11 protein-coding genes and 1 pseudogene are annotated in these 17069 nt (G+C 43.2%); 2 read left to right on the top strand and 10 right to left on the bottom strand.

Annotation, left to right across the window (positions count from 1 at the left end; genetic code table 11):
- Positions 1-75 precede the first annotated feature (75 nt).
- From fucO to rhaB, 4 genes are all read right to left on the bottom strand, one after another.
- Positions 76-1227 (bottom strand): lactaldehyde reductase, encoded by a 1152-nt coding sequence (fucO, locus tag IGI73_RS03880; RefSeq protein ID WP_159161253.1) that lies wholly within the window; start codon positions 1225-1227, stop codon positions 76-78.
- A gap of 84 nt (positions 1228-1311) precedes the next feature.
- Entirely contained in the window at positions 1312-2136 is an 825-nt protein-coding gene (gene rhaD, locus IGI73_RS03875; RefSeq protein WP_428207278.1) for a rhamnulose-1-phosphate aldolase, read from the bottom strand.
- Between the two features lie 7 nt (positions 2137-2143).
- Positions 2144-3397 (bottom strand): L-rhamnose isomerase, encoded by a 1254-nt coding sequence (gene rhaA, locus IGI73_RS03870; protein ID WP_016612607.1) that lies wholly within the window; start codon positions 3395-3397, stop codon positions 2144-2146.
- Positions 3394-4809 carry a rhamnulokinase gene (gene rhaB, locus IGI73_RS03865; protein ID WP_264319100.1) on the bottom strand — a complete coding sequence of 472 codons (1416 nt, stop codon included), beginning with the start codon at positions 4807-4809 and terminating at the stop codon, positions 3394-3396. Before rhaB ends, rhaA begins: the two co-directional genes overlap by 4 nt.
- Before the next feature lie 199 nt (positions 4810-5008).
- Here rhaB and IGI73_RS03860 point away from each other — a divergent pair, with 199 nt between their 5' ends.
- Positions 5009-5890 (top strand): AraC family transcriptional regulator, encoded by an 882-nt coding sequence (locus IGI73_RS03860; RefSeq protein WP_005225353.1) that lies wholly within the window; start codon positions 5009-5011, stop codon positions 5888-5890.
- 252 nt (positions 5891-6142) lie between these two features.
- Here the strand turns inward: IGI73_RS03860 and IGI73_RS03855 are convergent, their stop codons facing one another.
- From IGI73_RS03855 to allW, 3 genes and pseudogenes are all read right to left on the bottom strand, one after another.
- Complete coding sequence (locus IGI73_RS03855) at positions 6143-7393, bottom strand: MFS transporter (RefSeq protein ID WP_428207279.1); 1251 nt, start codon at positions 7391-7393, stop codon at positions 6143-6145.
- Positions 7394-7469: 76 nt separating this feature from the next.
- Positions 7470-8828: pseudogene (gene allB, locus IGI73_RS03850) on the bottom strand (allantoinase AllB).
- 15 nt (positions 8829-8843) lie between these two features.
- Positions 8844-10325: an allantoin permease gene (gene allW, locus IGI73_RS03845; protein WP_213356948.1), complete on the bottom strand. Its 1482-nt coding sequence runs from the start codon at positions 10323-10325 to the stop codon at positions 8844-8846.
- A gap of 1002 nt (positions 10326-11327) precedes the next feature.
- Here allW and IGI73_RS03840 point away from each other — a divergent pair.
- Entirely contained in the window at positions 11328-11822 is a 495-nt protein-coding gene (locus tag IGI73_RS03840; protein ID WP_428207280.1) for a hypothetical protein, read from the top strand.
- A 122-nt stretch (positions 11823-11944) separates the two neighbouring features.
- Here IGI73_RS03840 and IGI73_RS03835 read toward each other — a convergent pair whose 3' ends face one another.
- Genes IGI73_RS03835 through IGI73_RS03825 form a run of 3 tightly spaced genes read right to left on the bottom strand, consistent with a single transcriptional unit; the run spans position 11945 to position 17050 of the window.
- Positions 11945-13774: a lantibiotic ABC transporter permease gene (locus IGI73_RS03835; protein WP_428207281.1), complete on the bottom strand. Its 1830-nt coding sequence runs from the start codon at positions 13772-13774 to the stop codon at positions 11945-11947.
- Positions 13749-16013, bottom strand: coding sequence for a glycosyltransferase family 2 protein (locus IGI73_RS03830; RefSeq protein ID WP_428207282.1), 2265 nt, complete (start codon positions 16011-16013; stop codon positions 13749-13751). The genes IGI73_RS03835 and IGI73_RS03830 overlap by 26 nt, the downstream gene beginning before the upstream one ends.
- Positions 16010-17050 (bottom strand): bifunctional glycosyltransferase family 2/GtrA family protein, encoded by a 1041-nt coding sequence (locus IGI73_RS03825; protein ID WP_074932399.1) that lies wholly within the window; start codon positions 17048-17050, stop codon positions 16010-16012. The genes IGI73_RS03830 and IGI73_RS03825 overlap by 4 nt, the downstream gene beginning before the upstream one ends.
- Between the last annotated feature and the right edge of the window lie 19 nt (positions 17051-17069).

The raw sequence follows: 17069 nt of genomic DNA, 5'->3' as shown, positions 1-17069 counted from the left end.
AAAACAATCTAGGTTTAAACGGCTTGTGCAGCAAGCGAAATAACCACTCTCATTGAAAGGAATGATTTGAGCTTTTTACATCAACGAACGATAAAGCTCAATAATTTCTTCTAAAGTCGTATCCCGCGGGTTGCCTGGTGTGCAGACATCGTTCAAGGCATCTTTAGCGATGGCTGGGATATCTTCTTCTTTGACGCCTAATTCAGAAATGGTCGCTGGAATGCCCACATCTTTGCTTAACTGATCGATTGCTTGGCAAGCAGCATCGCGGACGTCTTCAAGTGACATCGTTTCTGCCCCTTCAATGCCTAAAACGATCGCGATCTCACGGTATTTTTCACCCGTAAAGTCTTTGTTGTATTTCATGATGGTTGGCAACAAGGACGCGCACGCTACTCCGTGAGGAATGTTGTACCAAGCGGACAATGGATGGGCCATGCCGTGGACTAAGCCCAAGCCGACGTTTGAAAAGCCCATACCGGCAATGTATTGTCCTAACGCCATCGCTTCTCGTCCTGCTTGATCGCCATTCACGGAATCTCGCAATGAGCGTCCGATGATCTCGATTGCTTTGATGTGCAGCATATCAGTCATTTCCCAAGCGCCTTTGGTGATGAAGCCTTCGATGGCGTGGGTCATGGCATCCATTCCCGTTGCGGCTGCCAAGCTCTTAGGCATCCCCATCATCATATCGCTGTCCACAAAGGCTACCAGAGGAATATCGTGAGGATCTACACAAACAAATTTCCGATGATTGTCTTCATCTGTAATCACATAGTTGATCGTTACTTCGGCTGCAGTCCCAGAAGTTGTCGGTACCGCTAAAATCGGCAAGCATGGATGTTTCGTGTCTGCCACGCCTTCCAAACTAATCACATCGGAAAATTCAGGATTCGTAGCAATGATCGCGATCGCTTTTGCCGTATCGATCGGTGAACCACCGCCAATCGCAATGATACAATCGGCTTGGGCTTCTTTGACAAACGCTAAGCCGTCTTTGACATTTTGGATTGTTGGGTTCGGCACGATCCCATCATATAACGCATAATCGACACCTGCTTCATCCAATAATTTCGTCACTTTGGTCGCAACTTCAAATTTCACCAAATCTTTGTCGGTGATCACTGCCGCTTTTTTAAACCCTCGTGCCTTGAATTCGGTTGGTACGTTCTCGATCGCTCCTTTTCCAAAATACGATGTTTCATTCAAAATCATTCTATTTGCCATTCTTCCTACCTCCATTTGTTTGTTTATTCACAATATATTTTAAATAGAAAAGACTGAAAGCCTTTTCTATTCTTCTACCATTGATTATACCTCAAGATAGCCTGCTCGGGGAGTAACTTTGAAAGCGTCAGCCAGTTTTTTCAGATTTTCATCTGTAATGGTTTGTAAAATTGGGCCTTGTGCTTTGACATAGGTGTACACTTCCGCAGCTTTCTCTGCCGTTTCAATCAAGCCAAAGACTTCGTCCATATCTTTGCCAGCACCGTAGATCCCATGTTGCGGCCAAAGAACCAAACGGGTCTCTTTCATTTTAGCAGCCGTTGCTTCGCCGATCTCATTCGTTCCTGGGACCATCCAAGGAATGATGGAGACGCCTTCTGGGAAGACCACCAAGCACTCCGTACACATTTGCCACAAGGTCCGCGTGAAACTGCGTTCATCCAACTCATGGGTAAAACTCATGGCTAAAAGATGAGATGCGTGGTTATGCATGATGATTCGGTTTTCTGGATCGACCGACAAGCGTGCGATATGACTCATGAAATGACTTGGCAGTTCACTCGTTGGCACCGCACCATTTTCCAAGCCCCAAAGCAATTCCAATGTTTGCCCATCTTCTTTGACTCGGATCACACCAAGGTTTTCCGCTGGATGTGCCGCTACATTTTTAAAGTATTTTCCTGAACCTGTCACGATAAAGTACTTGCCAGCTAGTGCCGTGGCATCAAAAATCATGGGAATTTCCCGGAAGACGCTTTGCGGATCGATGAAAGGCAAGATCTCTTCTTCTGTTAATAAGTAAGAAATATTGCCGCCGTTGCGCTCATCCCACCCTAAACGGTAAAGATTTGCTGTCGTTTCCATCATTTCTTGTACAAAATTCGCTTGTAAAATATCAATCTTTTTCATCGTTCTCCTACTTTCTGGCTTTTAAGACGGTTTCTTCATAGGCTTTCACTTCTGATAGCCAATCCAGACCTGCTGGTACCCCTTGGCTTTCACAGAAGTAATTCCAAACATCTGCATACGGATAGTCTTTTAATTCTTCCGTCATGGCTAAACGAGTGGTGAAATCACCTGACAATTCGATTGCTTTTAGTTCTTCGATCGGTTCTAGCATCGCTTTTAGCAACGCTTTTTGAGTATTGCGCGTCCCGATCACCCACGCAGCGACCCGATTGATCGTCGCATCAAAGAAATCTAACCCAATGTTGGTTTTTGGCAATAAGTCATTGCGAACCAATTCGCGACCAATCTCTTGCAATTCATCGTCCATGATCACGACATGATCACTATCCCAGCGTACAGGACGGCTGACATGCAGCAAAATGCCTTTGCTAAATAGTGCCAATGAAGACAGTTTATTGGAGATCACTTCGGTTGGATGGAAATGTCCAGCATCCAAACAAATCAATTTATCGCGTGTCAAGCCATAGCCCATATAAAATTCATGAGAGCCGACGGTGTAGGCTTCGGCACCAAGACCAAACAACTTGCTTTCCACGGCATCTACCGTGTATTCCGCTGGCAATTCTTCAGCAAAAATCTCATCTAATGCTGTCATCAAGCGTTCCCGTGGTGTAAAACGATCGATCGGGTTGTCTTTGTAGCCATCTGGCACCCAGAAATTATTGACACAGACTTGCCCAGTTTCTTTCCCCATATAAGCAGCGATTTGACGAGAACGTTTGCCGTGTTCGATCCAGAACTGACGAACTTCTTCATCTGGTGAAGCAAGGGTAAAGCCATCTTTGAACATGGGATGTGAGAAAAAGGTTGGATTGAAGTCTAAACCTAAGCCTTGTTCTTTCGCCCAAGCGACCCATTTTTCAAAATGCTTCGGCTCCAATTCATTTAGATCCACTGCTTCCTCGGTGTCTAAATAGATGGCGTGAAGGTTCAATTTGTGTTTTCCAGGAATCAAAGAGTAGGCTTTTTCTAAATCTTGGCGCAACTCCTCTGGGGTATGGGCAGCACCAGGATAATTCCCCGTTACAGAGATCCCACCAGATAATGCTTCATCACTCAAAAATCCTTGGACATCGTCCCCTTGCCAAACATGCATCGAGATTTTCACATCGGCTAATTTTTTCAAAACCGCATCCGTGTCGACACCTAATTTGGCATATGCTGTCTTAGCTTCTTCATAACGCTGTTGAATCGTTGTCATTTTTTTCCTACTCCTTCTATAAAACGTTGATAGTTGCTTAAAATCTTGTGATCAAAAGGCTGTGGTTCATGAACACTGCAAGGAAATGAGTGTTTGACCGCGCGGCGTGCTTCAGCCAGCGACGTGAAGATGCCAGCACTCATCATCTGCATTAAAAGATTACCGATCGCCGTTGCTTCACTTGGGCCAGCTTCGATCGTCAGCTGCGCAGCATCAGCCGTCAGTTGATTTAAAAAGCGATTGTTGGAACCGCCCCCCACGATATGCAGTTTTTGCAGCTTGCTCGTCGTACCTGTCAGCTGTTCCAGCTTTTGTAATTCACTGGCATAGCAAAGCGCTAAGTTATCATACACACAGCGAGCCAGTTCCCCTGCGGTTTCTGGAACTTTCTGCTGGGTTTCTCGACAATACGCTTGCAGTTCAGTAATCATGTTTTCTGGATTCAAAAAACGAGGATCATTGACATCGACAAACTGTTGAAAAGCAGGCGTTGCTTGCGCCAATTCCGCCAATTCTGCATAGGAATACTGATAGTCTTGCTGCCGAGCCACTTCTTGGATCAGCCACATGCCCATGATGTTTTTTAAAAAGCGAATCGTGTTGTGGGCACCCCATTCGTTCGTATAATTTTCATCAAAGGCGGCAAGGGAAACATTGGGTACTTTGGTTTCGATCCCCAGCAATGACCAAGTCCCGCTGCTGATGTAGCCCCAATCTGCCCCCTCTCCAGGTGTACCGATGATCGCTGATGCCGTATCATGACTAGCGACAGTGACAAAGGTCGCTTGTGGCAAATCATAGGCTGGAAACTTCTGTGTTTGCAGTGCGCCTAAAACCGTTCCAGCATCAACCAATGGTGGGAATAGGCCTTCTGTTACGCCGATCTCAGCTAACAATTCTGCATCCCATGTTTGGGTGTTGGCATTTAGAAGCTGCATCGTCGAAGCATTGGTTTTTTCCGTGACCATCTTGCCAGTAAAAACGTAGCCCAAGTAGTCTGGAATCAGCAGCAGCTTGTCGGCTTTTTGCAGCAGTTGCGCTTCTTCTGCGGCTAACTGAAAAATCGTGTTGAAGGGCTGCAGCTGAATGCCTGTTTTCTCATACAGTTTTTGCAAAGAATAGCGCTGACCAAAAGCTGCGATCGCATCATTGGTGCGACTATCTCGATAAGCGACTGGGTCGCCTAAACGTTCGCCTGCTTGATCGATCAAACAGTAATCCACTGCCCAGGTGTCGATTCCGACGAAGCAGTCATTGATACCTGCTTGTTTCACTTTTTGCAGTCCTACTAAAATCTCTTGGATCAAATAATCGATCGCCCAACGGTCAAAGCCTTCATGAGGACGAAAGCCGTTTTTAAAGCGATGGATCTCTTCTAAAGTGATCTGCTCATTTTCCCAACGGCTCAGCATCAGACGACCGCTTGATGCACCGATATCGATTGCGATAAATGTGTTCACTGGTCTCCACCTTTCATTATCTTGTTTAAAAATAAACCGATTACAATTCACTGATTCATTCTTGTTGACTCAATTTTAGCTTGACAATCAACGAGTTTCATCACACAATTTTGATAAAGACTTGCACAATCTTGGTAAAAAGGAGGATCCGATGGATTACTGGGAAAAAGCCAACCACTCATGGTCAACCGATTCACTGCGTTACATCAATACTTCAACCCAAAAGCAGCGTGAACTTTTCTATTACATTCAAGAAATCGGCTATTTCAAAGCCAGCAAACCTTACTTTACAGAACGAGAAAACCTGCCTTCTTATTTGATCAAGTATACATTGTCCGGCTGCGGTGAATTGCGCTACAAAGGAAAAAGCTATCAATTGAAAGCAGGTGATGTGTTTTTTATCGACTGTCTAGACTATCAGTATTACCGCACCGTTAGTCAAGAGCCCTGGGAAATGGACTGGATCCATCTATATGGCGCCAACGTCGCAGCGTTTTATGAGGAATTCCTCAAAAATGGCAGTCCAGTTTTTCACACCAATCCTGCCAGCAGTCGTCAAAATCCGATCCATTTGGTCTTACAAGATTTATTGATGTTACAGCCAGAACCAAATGCGAAAACTGCCTTCCAAAGCTCTGTTTTGATCCATCAGCTGCTCAATGAACTGCTCCTGCAAAAATATCATCTCGACTTTTCGGATAGTGAAATCCCGCCTTATATTTTGCAGATTCGTGACCAGCTAGAAGAAGATTTCCGTCAAGGGATCACCTTGGAATCTTTGGAGGAAAGGTATCATATCAATAAGTATCAAATCGTCAAGGAGTTTTCCAAATATATGGGCTTGCCCCCCATCGAGTACCAGATTAGCAAACGCATCTCTTATTCGAAAGACCTTTTGCGCTATTCTCGGCTTTCCATCAAAGAGATCTCATTGGCGATCGGCATCGAAAACACCGCCTATTTCAGCCGTTTATTCAAGAAAAAAGTCGGCATTTCACCTAGTGATTATCGCCAGACGGAGAATGGACGGTAACTATTTTTCTTTACAAAAAACAGCCCTTGCCGGCACCTTTTCGATAGGCACTGCTGGCAAGGACTGTTTAGAAACGATAACAAAAGAGCAGCTTTTCTGGTGACTATTCATTGCTGCGTCTAAAAAAATAAAGACATTTTTGAGAAATGAATGTCTATACTATCTCATAAAATGCTTTTTAAAATTCGCATCGCCAGTCAGCAGCTGGCGTCTCGATAATCTAACCGCTGAAACAATTGCAGAAACACTGTATCAACTGCTGTGTTTTTCCTCAAACTCTTTCTTACTTTTCTCATAAAATCTGTTAATTAAATAGAACAGCAGTGTGCCCGCACAAAGAATACCAATTGCTAAATAAAAAGCATAAACTTTTGTTCCTGTCGCATCTGAGATCATACCTGTTATTGAAGGAACTAGCACAGAGGCGGACATTCCAAAGAAATTAAAGACACCATAAGTAGTTGCAATACTTTTTCTGGGGGCATATTGTCCTAGCCAAGAAATGATAATCGGTTCAACTGCTAATTTCCCTAAAAATCCATACGCTATAATCCCAAAAATCAGCAAGGATGGATTTGATGTCGTGACTGTGATAAACAGCACAAAGGCAGCTGCGATTTCCAGAAAAATAATAATCGTCACTTTCTTACTTGGAATTCTGTCTGCAATTCGGCTAAAAACCAAGGCACCAGGGATTGCAGCGAAAAAAACTAAAGAAGAAGTCACCCCGATTGCGGTTCCTTGAAAACCTCTTTCAGTTTCTAAAAAGTTTGGCAGCCATGTGTCAATTAAATAATACGCATACAATGTTGAAAAATAGAGAATATAGGCTGAAATCATTGGAAGCTTAAATAAACCTTTTAAAGACCTTCTACTTTTTTTAACAGGCGCGTTTTCTTTCTTCGATGCAGGCAGTTCTTCGCGAATAAATTTCTGGAAAATGACAATCATGATTAAAACTAAAATAGCTGTTATGTATAGTAAAGACTGCCAGGGTAAAATCCCTTCTCCAACGAAAAAACTAGAGGAAATCAGACCAAGACCGCTTCCAACCGCAGTTCCGCTATTTACGATAGCAGTTGCCAAACTTTTTTTGTTTAACGGAACATGTTCAGTCGTTAATGAATAGGCTGCACCATAGTAGGTTCCGCAACCCACTCCAGCAAGGATACTTCCAATAAAAACTGTCGAAATTCTCTGAGAGAGCGCAACTACCAAAGTACCTATGCCTAATAGCAGAAACCCAGGGATTAAAATTTTCTTTTTTCCAAGACGATCAACCAATATACCAGAAGGAATCTGCATACATACATATCCTAAAAAATAAAAGCTGGAAATATTTCCCAGACTTGCATCGCTTGCTCCGCCAAAAAAACTGCTGATGATTGGATAAATGGGTGTTAAGATCGTTCGATAGATCCAAATAACAATCCAACCGGCTGTTAAGACAAAAACGATCTGCTTCCAGTAGGGAGCTCGCTCACGTTCTGTTTTTTCTCTCATTTCACACGTCCTCCCTGAATTTAAAATTACGATGAACCGCGGAAAAATCCGCAGTTCATCGAATGAATCGTTTCAGTTAGAAAAATTTCCCAGAGAATGCTTCTGTTACTCCAGTTTCTTGACTATAAATCGTTTCTCCGCGTAAAATCGTTTGTACGACTTGCGCGCCAATCTCACGACCAATATATGGGCTGATTTTGTTGCGATACTCTAAGTCCTCTGCTTTTAGTATATAAGGCGCGTTCGGTTTAATAAGAACAAAGTCGGCATCTTTTCCGATACTGATGCGTCCTTTTGAGTGCAGATTATAACGATCAGCAGGATTTTTTGCTATTATATCGGCAAACATTTTCAAGCTCATCCCTCACTTTTGGACACCTTCGTCAAAGAGAACGTCGACATTGTTTTGAACCCCAGAAATTCCTCCCCATGCTTCAAAAGCATTTTCTTTGTCTTTCAAATCTGGCGTACAAGGAGAATGATCGGAGGTTATAAAAGAGATTTCACCGGCTAAAACCTTTTCCCATAATGCTTCACGAGCAGATAAATCACGAATTGGCGGTGAACATTTCACTACAGGGCCAATCGAGTCGAGCTCCGCTGTATGAAAGTATAAATAATGCGTACACGTTTCGCATGTTACATCCACACCTTCAGCGCGAGCTTTCGTGATTTCATCTACACCTTCTGGACAAGCAACATGGACAATATGGATGCGGCAGCCAGTTTCTTTTGCAAGAAGAATGGCACGGCGAATAGGTTCCACTTCCGTAAAGACAGGACGCGTGTTGACATACGCTTCAAGTGTGGTCTCTCCATTTTTATATGCAATTTCACCTAACTTATCAGTGATAGGGGCGTTTTCCGCATGAATCGCCAACACTTTTCCAGTTTTAGCTATTTGCTTCATTCCTTCATATAATGAATAATCGTCGACATTCATGAAATCGCCGTCAATTGTCCGATCGCCGCAAGTCCCCATAAAACATTTATATGCAGTGACGCCGCCTTCATCCAGTTCTTGAATACCACCGTCTAAGTTTAACGGAGTAAGCCCGCCGAATGAGGCAACATCTACCCGCAGTTTATTTTTTCCTGCTTGGTACTTGATAGCCAAACTCTCTGCATCGGTTGTTGCAGGAACTTGGTTTAACGGCATTTCCATAAATGAAGTAACGCCGCCTTTGGCGCACGATGCGGTTCCAGTTTCGTATCCTTCCCAATGATCACGATAACCTCCGCCAGGATCAGTAATATGAACATGAGCATCTAGCATACCGGGACTTACTACCAGTCCTGAGGCATCAATTGTTTGAGCGCCAGTCAGATCTTTTCCGATCGCCGATATTATCCCGTCCTTGACTGCAACATCCGTTTCTACCTCTCCATTTTCCAAAATTACTAAACCATTCTTTATAACCAAATCATGACTCATTCTACTTCCTCCTTTTTAATTAACGGCTTCTTCAGTATTATCTTCAGAGCCTAATTTCTTTAAACCAACGTAGATAATGAATGCACAGGAAAATCCAACTAACCATGAGACATTAGAAACCGCTTGCAACACTGGAATAAATTGTCCGCTAAATGAAATCAGCAGCGCAAGGATGGTTGCGGTGTAGGCTTGTCGATTCAGCCCGCGATAGCTATTTTTGGTATTGTCCTTTTTGCGATCAATATACAAATCGTCTAAACAAATGGTTTGCTTCCCGATAAAAAAATAATGCGCAATCATCACACCGGCAACCGGCCCCAATACAGCGCCAATTGAATTCAAGAAAATAAAGATACTGTCCGCATTTTCCATTAACTTCCACGGCATAATCATGAAACTTATCAAGCTTGCAATGATAACCCCTTTCTTGTAATTGACCTTTGTTGGAAACAACGCAGACAACTGATACGCTGCAGGAATAATATTACCGGTAGCATTCGTTGAGATTGTGGTAAGTAAGAAAACCGTCATTGCAATCACAACTGCAGGAAAACTATCCCAGCGTTCCACAATATTCAACACATTCCACTCTTGAATGCCATAATGAATGGACCCGCCGATTAAGATCGCTGCACTGGAGAATGCAAAAATAATATAAGCAACCAGTAGACTTGCCATCTGTCCAATCGTTTGGTCTCTAGTGGACTTGGCATTTTGCGTAAAGTCAGAGACACTTGCTCCCGGCGCAGCCCAAACTGCTAAGACAGAATTAATAATCATAAAATAGGCAAAAATCGGGTTGACACTTTGCGCTGCACCGCTTGTATCAAAAGCTAAGATTTCACCTATCCCTCCAGCGGCTTGAATAGCCCACACCGCCATTCCTCCGAATACCAGATAGATTAACGGACTTAAGATCGCTGTAAATTTATTAAGAATGTTTCCACCACCAAGTCCAATCAGCATATTGATCAGCCAAAAAAGTGTAAATGCAATGAGTCCAGGAATACTGATACCGAAAAAATCGGCAGAGCCGCCAAGCGTCAAAAATTCGGGCCAAATTTTACCGATCAATACTAAAAGTGCTAAAGATCCGGTATAGTTCTGCAAGCCAAACCAAGCAATCGCAGCCACACACCCTCGTAAAAATCCTGGCAATTTTGCTCCGACATCCCCATAGACCGACCGAAGATGGATAGCAAAGGGAATGCCATATTTCGAACCAGCTCTCCCATTCATGGTCATGAATAGCGCAACGACAAATGCGCTGAGTATAAGGGCTAACATCACATTAATGGGAGACAAACCTAGGAACAAGAAACCGCCGACAGCCGTATAGTTGGGGATGTTATGTACCGATCCCATCCAAAGTGTAAAATAGTTTTTTGTTCCCATATTTCTTTTCTCACGTGTTTTAGGAAGCATATCTTCGTTGTACCCTCTTTCCCGGTATCGTGCGGCTTCCTCTTCTGAAACTTGGTAATCTTTATTTTCCACTATTCCTCCTCCTTGTCTTTATTTGTCTCGATCGATCATTTTCACAAACAAAATGCTGATAGCTATCGCGAATGATTCAGAGATGATCAATCAAGCGAATCCGTATAGAAGATCGCTATAAAAGCGTTTTCATGCGTTATTCATATTGTAATGTGCGAATCGTTTCCTTACATTTAACAGGAAACACAAATATTTTTATACGTTTGTGCAAATTAGCTAAAAATAATTTTATTTTTTGATTAAAATAATCATAAAGAAGGTATGAATCTTATTTTGTTGAAGGTTAATGCCTATTTTTCCCGTTTGACCATTTTCTTGTCTTTACTTGTATTTTCTACATTCGTCTTTTTGCATCCTTTATACCTATCATGTAAAACTTAATCTGGTATTTGCTCTCCTCTCTCCCCTGTATCATTTTTCTCGTTATGATCGGCCTTTGATCAATCAGCCAGTCAAAGAATCAATTCGCTTTGTCATTCTTCACTGCTCAATAGCAAGACGGACAGAAACTTTCACCCCGTGTTCCTCTTCAACAAATTCAGGACCTGCTTTAGCAAGAAATCAGCGCCATAGTTTTCCAGATACGTTTTTTTAAGGAAAGTCGAGCGAACTTTGGGGTATTATCAAGGAAAAGGCAGTATTTCTCCTAATGCTTATTGAAAAGACAACCGGCAAAGCTTTTTCATAACTAAAAAAAACAGCAGGTGAAGCCATGAACAAAAATGACTGCACTTGCTGTTTTACTTATTTGAAAAGTTGGCATGTTTATTGATTCGTTTCAATAATGATCGCCAGATCCTCCGACTGATTCAATTTAGGGTTTCTTAAGGCACGATATCCGTCAGTTACAATGCTTTTCTAATTGAAGTCATTCGACTATAGACAGATCTTCAGCTTCCATTAAAAACACTGAAAGAATTCGTTTCTAGAGACGGCGTCCAAGTCGAACGAACAAATTTGATCGATTTTGCCACGAAAGCGGCAATAGAGAAAATAGCGGAAATGAAAGAAATAGTTACCTTATTAACCGAAATAAAAACGGAGATCCAACGTTCGGAAGAAATCAAAAAGCGTGAAGTTGTCCACACATTGGAAATTCCTGAAGCTCATTTTTGGCTGGTTCCTTATGAAGGAAAAATTGGTGATATTGCTTACCATAAAAAAATGGCAGCTGCTTATGATACCATCGTTTCACATCAGCTAACGCCTACCTATGAGTGTGGCTTGATCAGCTTTGTGGATCAGAATAAGTTCGAGACCTATCTCTTTATCGAATTAGCAAAATCAAGTGTGCTTGAAGAAATGGAACAAATCCTTCATTTACCAGCAGCGACCTATGTCACCCTAACAACAAAGGAACAAAACATTCAAAAAGCAAGTACCGTCTTTTCAGACCTTTTGCGTACATCAAAACCTCGCGTCCTGTTCCAAACGGAACTTTTTTCAGAAGTCGTTAATGCTGATGCCTTCAGTTATGAGATTTATTGTTCGCTATAAGAAACGTTTTGTATGTCAGCCGTTCCTTTTATTGATGTGCATTCCGTATAAATCAACCTTCAGACACCACAAAAGCCGATCCTCTCTAGAGTAGGATCGGCTTTTTTGTGTATAATCTTCATTTAACGCCCCAACACCTCCGCCACCGAATAAACGCCTGGGGCAAAGGTCTTGCCTGTTAGCTTCTTCGTCATGGCATTAAAGGTATAGTGCTCTTCTAAGACGACGACTTCATCGTATTGCTTTAATAGCGTGCGAAATTCAGCATCGGATAAGAGGAAATTCTCTCGGCCATCGACATTAGGTGAAAACAAGTAATATTTTCCGACATAGCCAACTAAGTAGCTATCTACTGCTTCTTTGTTAGTACTGACCACCAAATATTTTTTCTCGTTTAGGTCAAAGTGATCGCCAGTAACGGCTGAAACTTGTGCTGGAATCGAAGCAGCATATTCACGATTGGTATAACGCATGCCATTATTCTCTGAAAGGATCAGCAATGTCGCAAAAAATAGCAGAATCAAGGTACTGTATTGATAGATTTTTTTCGTGGTCAAGCTGGCAAAACTACGGTAGTTTCGCCGATCGATCGCTTGTTCATGATACAAATGATCAATGCCTCGGACCATGAAAAAGGTCATTAATCCAAGTGCTAAAATCACGATACTTGAGGCATAGCGATCGAACCCTGCCAAAGACAATGCTTCATCAGTGGGCATCGAGAACAAGAACATGGCATAGATTCCTAAATAATACCCCCCAATGATACCATCGATCAACAGCAGTTCTTTGAAAAATGGATTGCGTTTTTTCATGATAAATCGGACAAATAGCCAACTGCCCAAAAGAATGACCTGGATCAAGAGAATCCCTTGCGTGGAGATCGTCGCAACATCCGTGATGGTTTTGACAAAAACATCCGTAATCTGCTGCAGTATCTGAGAATCCTTTTCGCCAAAAATCTGTTTATAAGCGGTCACGCTGACTTCATGCTTCGATTTAGGAAAATTCGCTTTGACATGCAGGTTCCAAAGAATCGCTGGCAGGACAGATAGCCCAATGGCAGCTAATCCTACAATCATCATGCCCAGCCGTTGCCGCCAACGAACTGATGCCTGCCATAAGCAGACTAGTAAATAGCCGCCTAAAATCAGCAGAAAAAAGACGGCGCTATTTTTGACCAAATCAAGAGAGGCGCCAATCAAAAGAAAGAAACTGATCGACGGTAGTAAGTTGCCTTTTAAAGCGAATAAGCCAGCGATGCCAGCTAAAGTCAACACTGGCAGGATGAAGTCCACTAACAAATTATTCATTCGAATCGCAATATTAAAATAATTGAAAACCGCCATACTGGTGAAGATCAGGGCAAAAGCCAGCTTTCTTTTCGGATCACGAATAATCGCAAAGAAACTATACAGACTACAGAAAATCAAAATCAATTGACCAATCAGCAAGACATTCTCATGATAGCCAACAATGATCGCTGTATAAGTAACAAACAGCGAGCTGCCTAAAGGATAGGAAGTAAAACTGATGATGGCATCGGCTGCCGTTGGCAATTGTCCCTGCGTATAAAGGAATTTAACGATCGTCGCCCAATGGGAGAAGTTGTCATAGTGGGTCAAATGACTGTGAAGCAAGGTTAAAACGAACAAAGCAAAATAGCCGTAAAACCACAGCAGGATGGGCTCTTGCAAGCCCCAACGTACCTGATGGCGCTCCTGCCAAAAACGCCAAACGCATAATAGTAAACCAAGACCAAATAAAACCCATGCCCCCCGGATCAACCATCCTTTTGGACCATATGCGACAAAGGAAAGAACGAGGATCGGCAAACAGCAAGCAGCGATCCAGCTGATGTGTTTGGGAAAATGGCAAACTCGTACAAAAAGATAGGCATAGCCAGCTAATGATAAACCAAAAAGACTAAATCGCAGCAGGATCTCGATCATCATCTTCCTCCTTTCTCAGCAAGCTGTCTACCCATTCTTGAAAGGCTGCTGTAAAACGCAGCTCGGAAAGATTGCTTACTTGATAAATCACTTGATTTTCTGTTGGTTGAAGCGTTGCTTTTTCAGCGTGAAGCACAAGATTACTGATCGGCAAGGTTAGACGGGCAGGCATCTCGACTTCTTCTGTTTTTACCAACGTGAGCTGGTCAAAACCAAACGTTGTGACCGTATAGGCTCCTTCTTCAAAGACCCATTCTTGATCAACCGACAGGACAGGCACTCGCTGAGGCGGCAATGGCTTTTCTTTGGCTTGCAGCAGATGCTTACCGAGATTTTCAAAAAGACTGTCAAAGAAGGTCATCCACGGGTCACGCAGAACTGGCAGGCTTTGATTGAAGCCATCATAAATGATCTGCAAATAAGCTAAGTAGTCTTTTTCTGATAATTGGTGTAAAGCAACCCCATAGACCCAGCGATCCTTGCCTGAATAAACGCGGACGACGTTTCCCGTCATCTCTGCTTGGTAGCCATTACGGGTGATTTTAAACGTCAGCTGCGCATCTGGCGGAAAATAAAGAGGAACGTCAGAAACAAAGGACAAGCCGTTTTCTGAGATATTTTCTGTCATCAAAGAATAGCTGGCGTCTTGGTCGGAAACTTCAACAGGATAATGGGCTCTGAACCGTTCCGTCGTTCGGTAAATCGGGCGACCGAGATAAAATAAGACCGCAAAGGTTAAGTTAAAGAAATGGGTCAGCAACCAGAAAGTCAACACGCTGCCATAGAAAATCTCTGAGCCGAATTTGCCGTAATTAAACTTCACTAAGCCGATAATCGTCAAAATCAACAGCAACAAATGCGGCACCACAAACAACAAGTCTTTTTTAGACTGAGTTGCTGCTTTATTGGTCACTTTGAAACGGGTCTCTTTGATGCCAATGGCTTGTAAAAAGACAGGAATCACTAGGTAAGGTGCAAAAATCGTTTCCTGGATCTCGCCCCAGCGCTGCGTTCGAATATCACTGCTCAAATCCTGCATCGCCAAATGCAAGAACGTATAGCTTGGTAGCCAAAACAGCAGCAAGACCCAAAAGTTGGTCTCTACGACCCTTACATTAAAGACGGTGTACAAAATCGGCGCGAAAATAAACAGCAACCGACGTAAAAACGACCACCAATACAAATAACTGTTTAAGAAAACCATTTTTTGCGCCAAAGACAACGTCTTGTTCTTAAAAAGATGGAGATTGTGGACACTTTGGACCACTCCTCTTCCCCAGCGAATCCGCTGCTTTAAGGCACTTGGGATATCAATGGGAGACAGACCGCTGGCCATGGGCTGCAGTGTTGATAAGCTGCGGTAACCTTGGCAATTGATCAAGGCGCCTAATTCAAAATCCTCCGTGATCGTGTCTGTCGGAAATCCGCCAGCGGCTTCGATCGCTTCTCGTGCAATCACCGTATTGGAACCTGTATAAATAGCTGTATCATGGGCGTTGTTCAAAACATTGACTTCTCTGGAAAAGAAGTCCTGCTCGTTAGGGATCGCCGCTTCTGAAAAAAGATTGTACTGAAAAAGATCCGCATTGTAAAAGCTTTGCGGTGTTTGGACAAAGCCCAACGGTTTGATGGTCTGATCTTTGCGCCGTTCCTGCTGATTTGCCACAAAATATGGTACTGTTTCCAGCAAAAAATCTGAGTAAGGGATCATATCTGCATCAAAGGTCGCCACTAGCGGCGAATTGGTTTTTGACAATGCATGATTGAGATTGCCTGACTTGGCATGCTGATTGCCTGTCAATCCGATATAGCCGATGCCAAATTTATCTGCCAGTGCTTTGACCTCTGGACGGTTGGTGTCATCTGACAAGTAGATGTGAACTTTTTTGGGATCGGGGTATTTCATATGAACTGCCGCATTGACTGTTTTTAATAAAAGCGGCACTTCTTCATTATGGGTAGCAATCAACACATCGATCGCTGGATAGTCGGCTTCTGGCACGATCGGTTTTTCAAAAGGCTTTGCTTTGTTTTTGTTCCAAATCAACAGCAAGCCCGTAAAGTTCGATACGATCTCACTACCCCAAAGCAGCAAACCAAACAGCAGGGCAAACCAAGACTCGTGCCATGGCAATGTATACAGCCCCCGCCATGATAAATAGATCAGCGAAAAGACAAACGCCAGAAAGTAAACGACTTTTTTCGCCCAAGGCAAACGTTTTTGTTCCACCTCAATCACTCCTTAAAGATGACATTTTTTTGCACATGGTAACTAAAGAAAAAGAGCAGGCAATCGACGCCTATTTTTAACAACACAGAATCCCCGATCGGCAGGATCAAATAGATCAGGTAGACGAGGAAAGAGGACAGCAAAATCTGTACGATCACTAATAAAAAATACTGCAGCATACTGTTCTTTGTCCGTTGACCAAAAACAAGCTCGCGATTGATGTAGTAATTGACGATCGCCGAAATCAAGCGGGCACCCAACGAAGCGATCACGATGGAGGACAGATCGATGACAGACAAGAAATGGATCAATAACGCATAGGCGATCACATCGACAAAAAAGGAGACCACAGATGAAAACAAATACTTCAAAAAGACGCTATAGATAGCGACGGAATCTGCCAAGACCCGAAAATGGGAAGAGGCATTTTCTTCAATATAGATGGTGGCGATCGGTTGCGAGAGAATCGGCCACCCCCGTTTCTGGGCTTCGATCAGCATCCGCGTTTCATATTCAAAGCGCTCACCTGAGATCGCCAACAAATCTGTCATGAATTTCCGAGGGAAAACCCTTAAGCCCGTCTGCGAATCCTCGATGGCAAGACCAGTCGCTAAACGTAGGATATTTCGGGTCAAAATGTTGCCGAACTTACTCCGCAAGGGCACTTCTTTGCCAAAGGATCGGGTCCCTAAAATAATACTGTCGGGATGGGCTTGGGCCTTTGCTAAGCAAGCCATCATATCGGTATACTCATGCTGCCCATCCGAATCAATGGTCACCATAAATTCAACAGCTGGCTGGTTTGTCAGCACTTCAGTGAGAGCGGTTTTGATGGCTGCGCCTTTTCCAAGATTCTTTGGATGGGTCAAAACCTGACAACCAAACTGCTGTGCCAATGCCGAAAAGACAGGCTGATAAGCTACCCCACTGCCATCATCCACGACCAAAATCGGCAGGTGCTGGTTATGCAAACGAATTTTCTCCACCAGAGCCAGCAGTTTGTGGTCAGGTTCTAGCGAAGGAATCATGATTAAACTATTTTCCATATGCGCTCCTCATTTAAGG

The organism is Enterococcus sp. DIV0755f, assembly GCF_051713725.1.
GTDB lineage: Bacteria > Bacillota > Bacilli > Lactobacillales > Enterococcaceae > Enterococcus_D > Enterococcus_D casseliflavus.
Note: the sequence above shows the minus strand (reverse complement) of the source record. Positions and strands in the feature narration are given on the sequence as shown.

Coding starts and splice junctions, on each gene's coding strand:
- IGI73_RS03840 (WP_428207280.1), top strand. CDS start 11,328: ATGAAAGAAATAGTTACCTTATTAACCGAAATAAAAACGGAGATCCAA.
- rhaA (WP_016612607.1), bottom strand. CDS start 3,397: ATGACAACGATTCAACAGCGTTATGAAGAAGCTAAGACAGCATATGCC.
- fucO (WP_159161253.1), bottom strand. CDS start 1,227: ATGGCAAATAGAATGATTTTGAATGAAACATCGTATTTTGGAAAAGGA.
- IGI73_RS03860 (WP_005225353.1), top strand. CDS start 5,009: ATGGATTACTGGGAAAAAGCCAACCACTCATGGTCAACCGATTCACTG.
- IGI73_RS03835 (WP_428207281.1), bottom strand. CDS start 13,774: ATGATCGAGATCCTGCTGCGATTTAGTCTTTTTGGTTTATCATTAGCT.
- rhaB (WP_264319100.1), bottom strand. CDS start 4,809: ATGCTGAGCCGTTGGGAAAATGAGCAGATCACTTTAGAAGAGATCCAT.
- IGI73_RS03855 (WP_428207279.1), bottom strand. CDS start 7,393: ATGAGAGAAAAAACAGAACGTGAGCGAGCTCCCTACTGGAAGCAGATC.
- rhaD (WP_428207278.1), bottom strand. CDS start 2,136: ATGAAAAAGATTGATATTTTACAAGCGAATTTTGTACAAGAAATGATG.
- IGI73_RS03825 (WP_074932399.1), bottom strand. CDS start 17,050: ATGGAAAATAGTTTAATCATGATTCCTTCGCTAGAACCTGACCACAAA.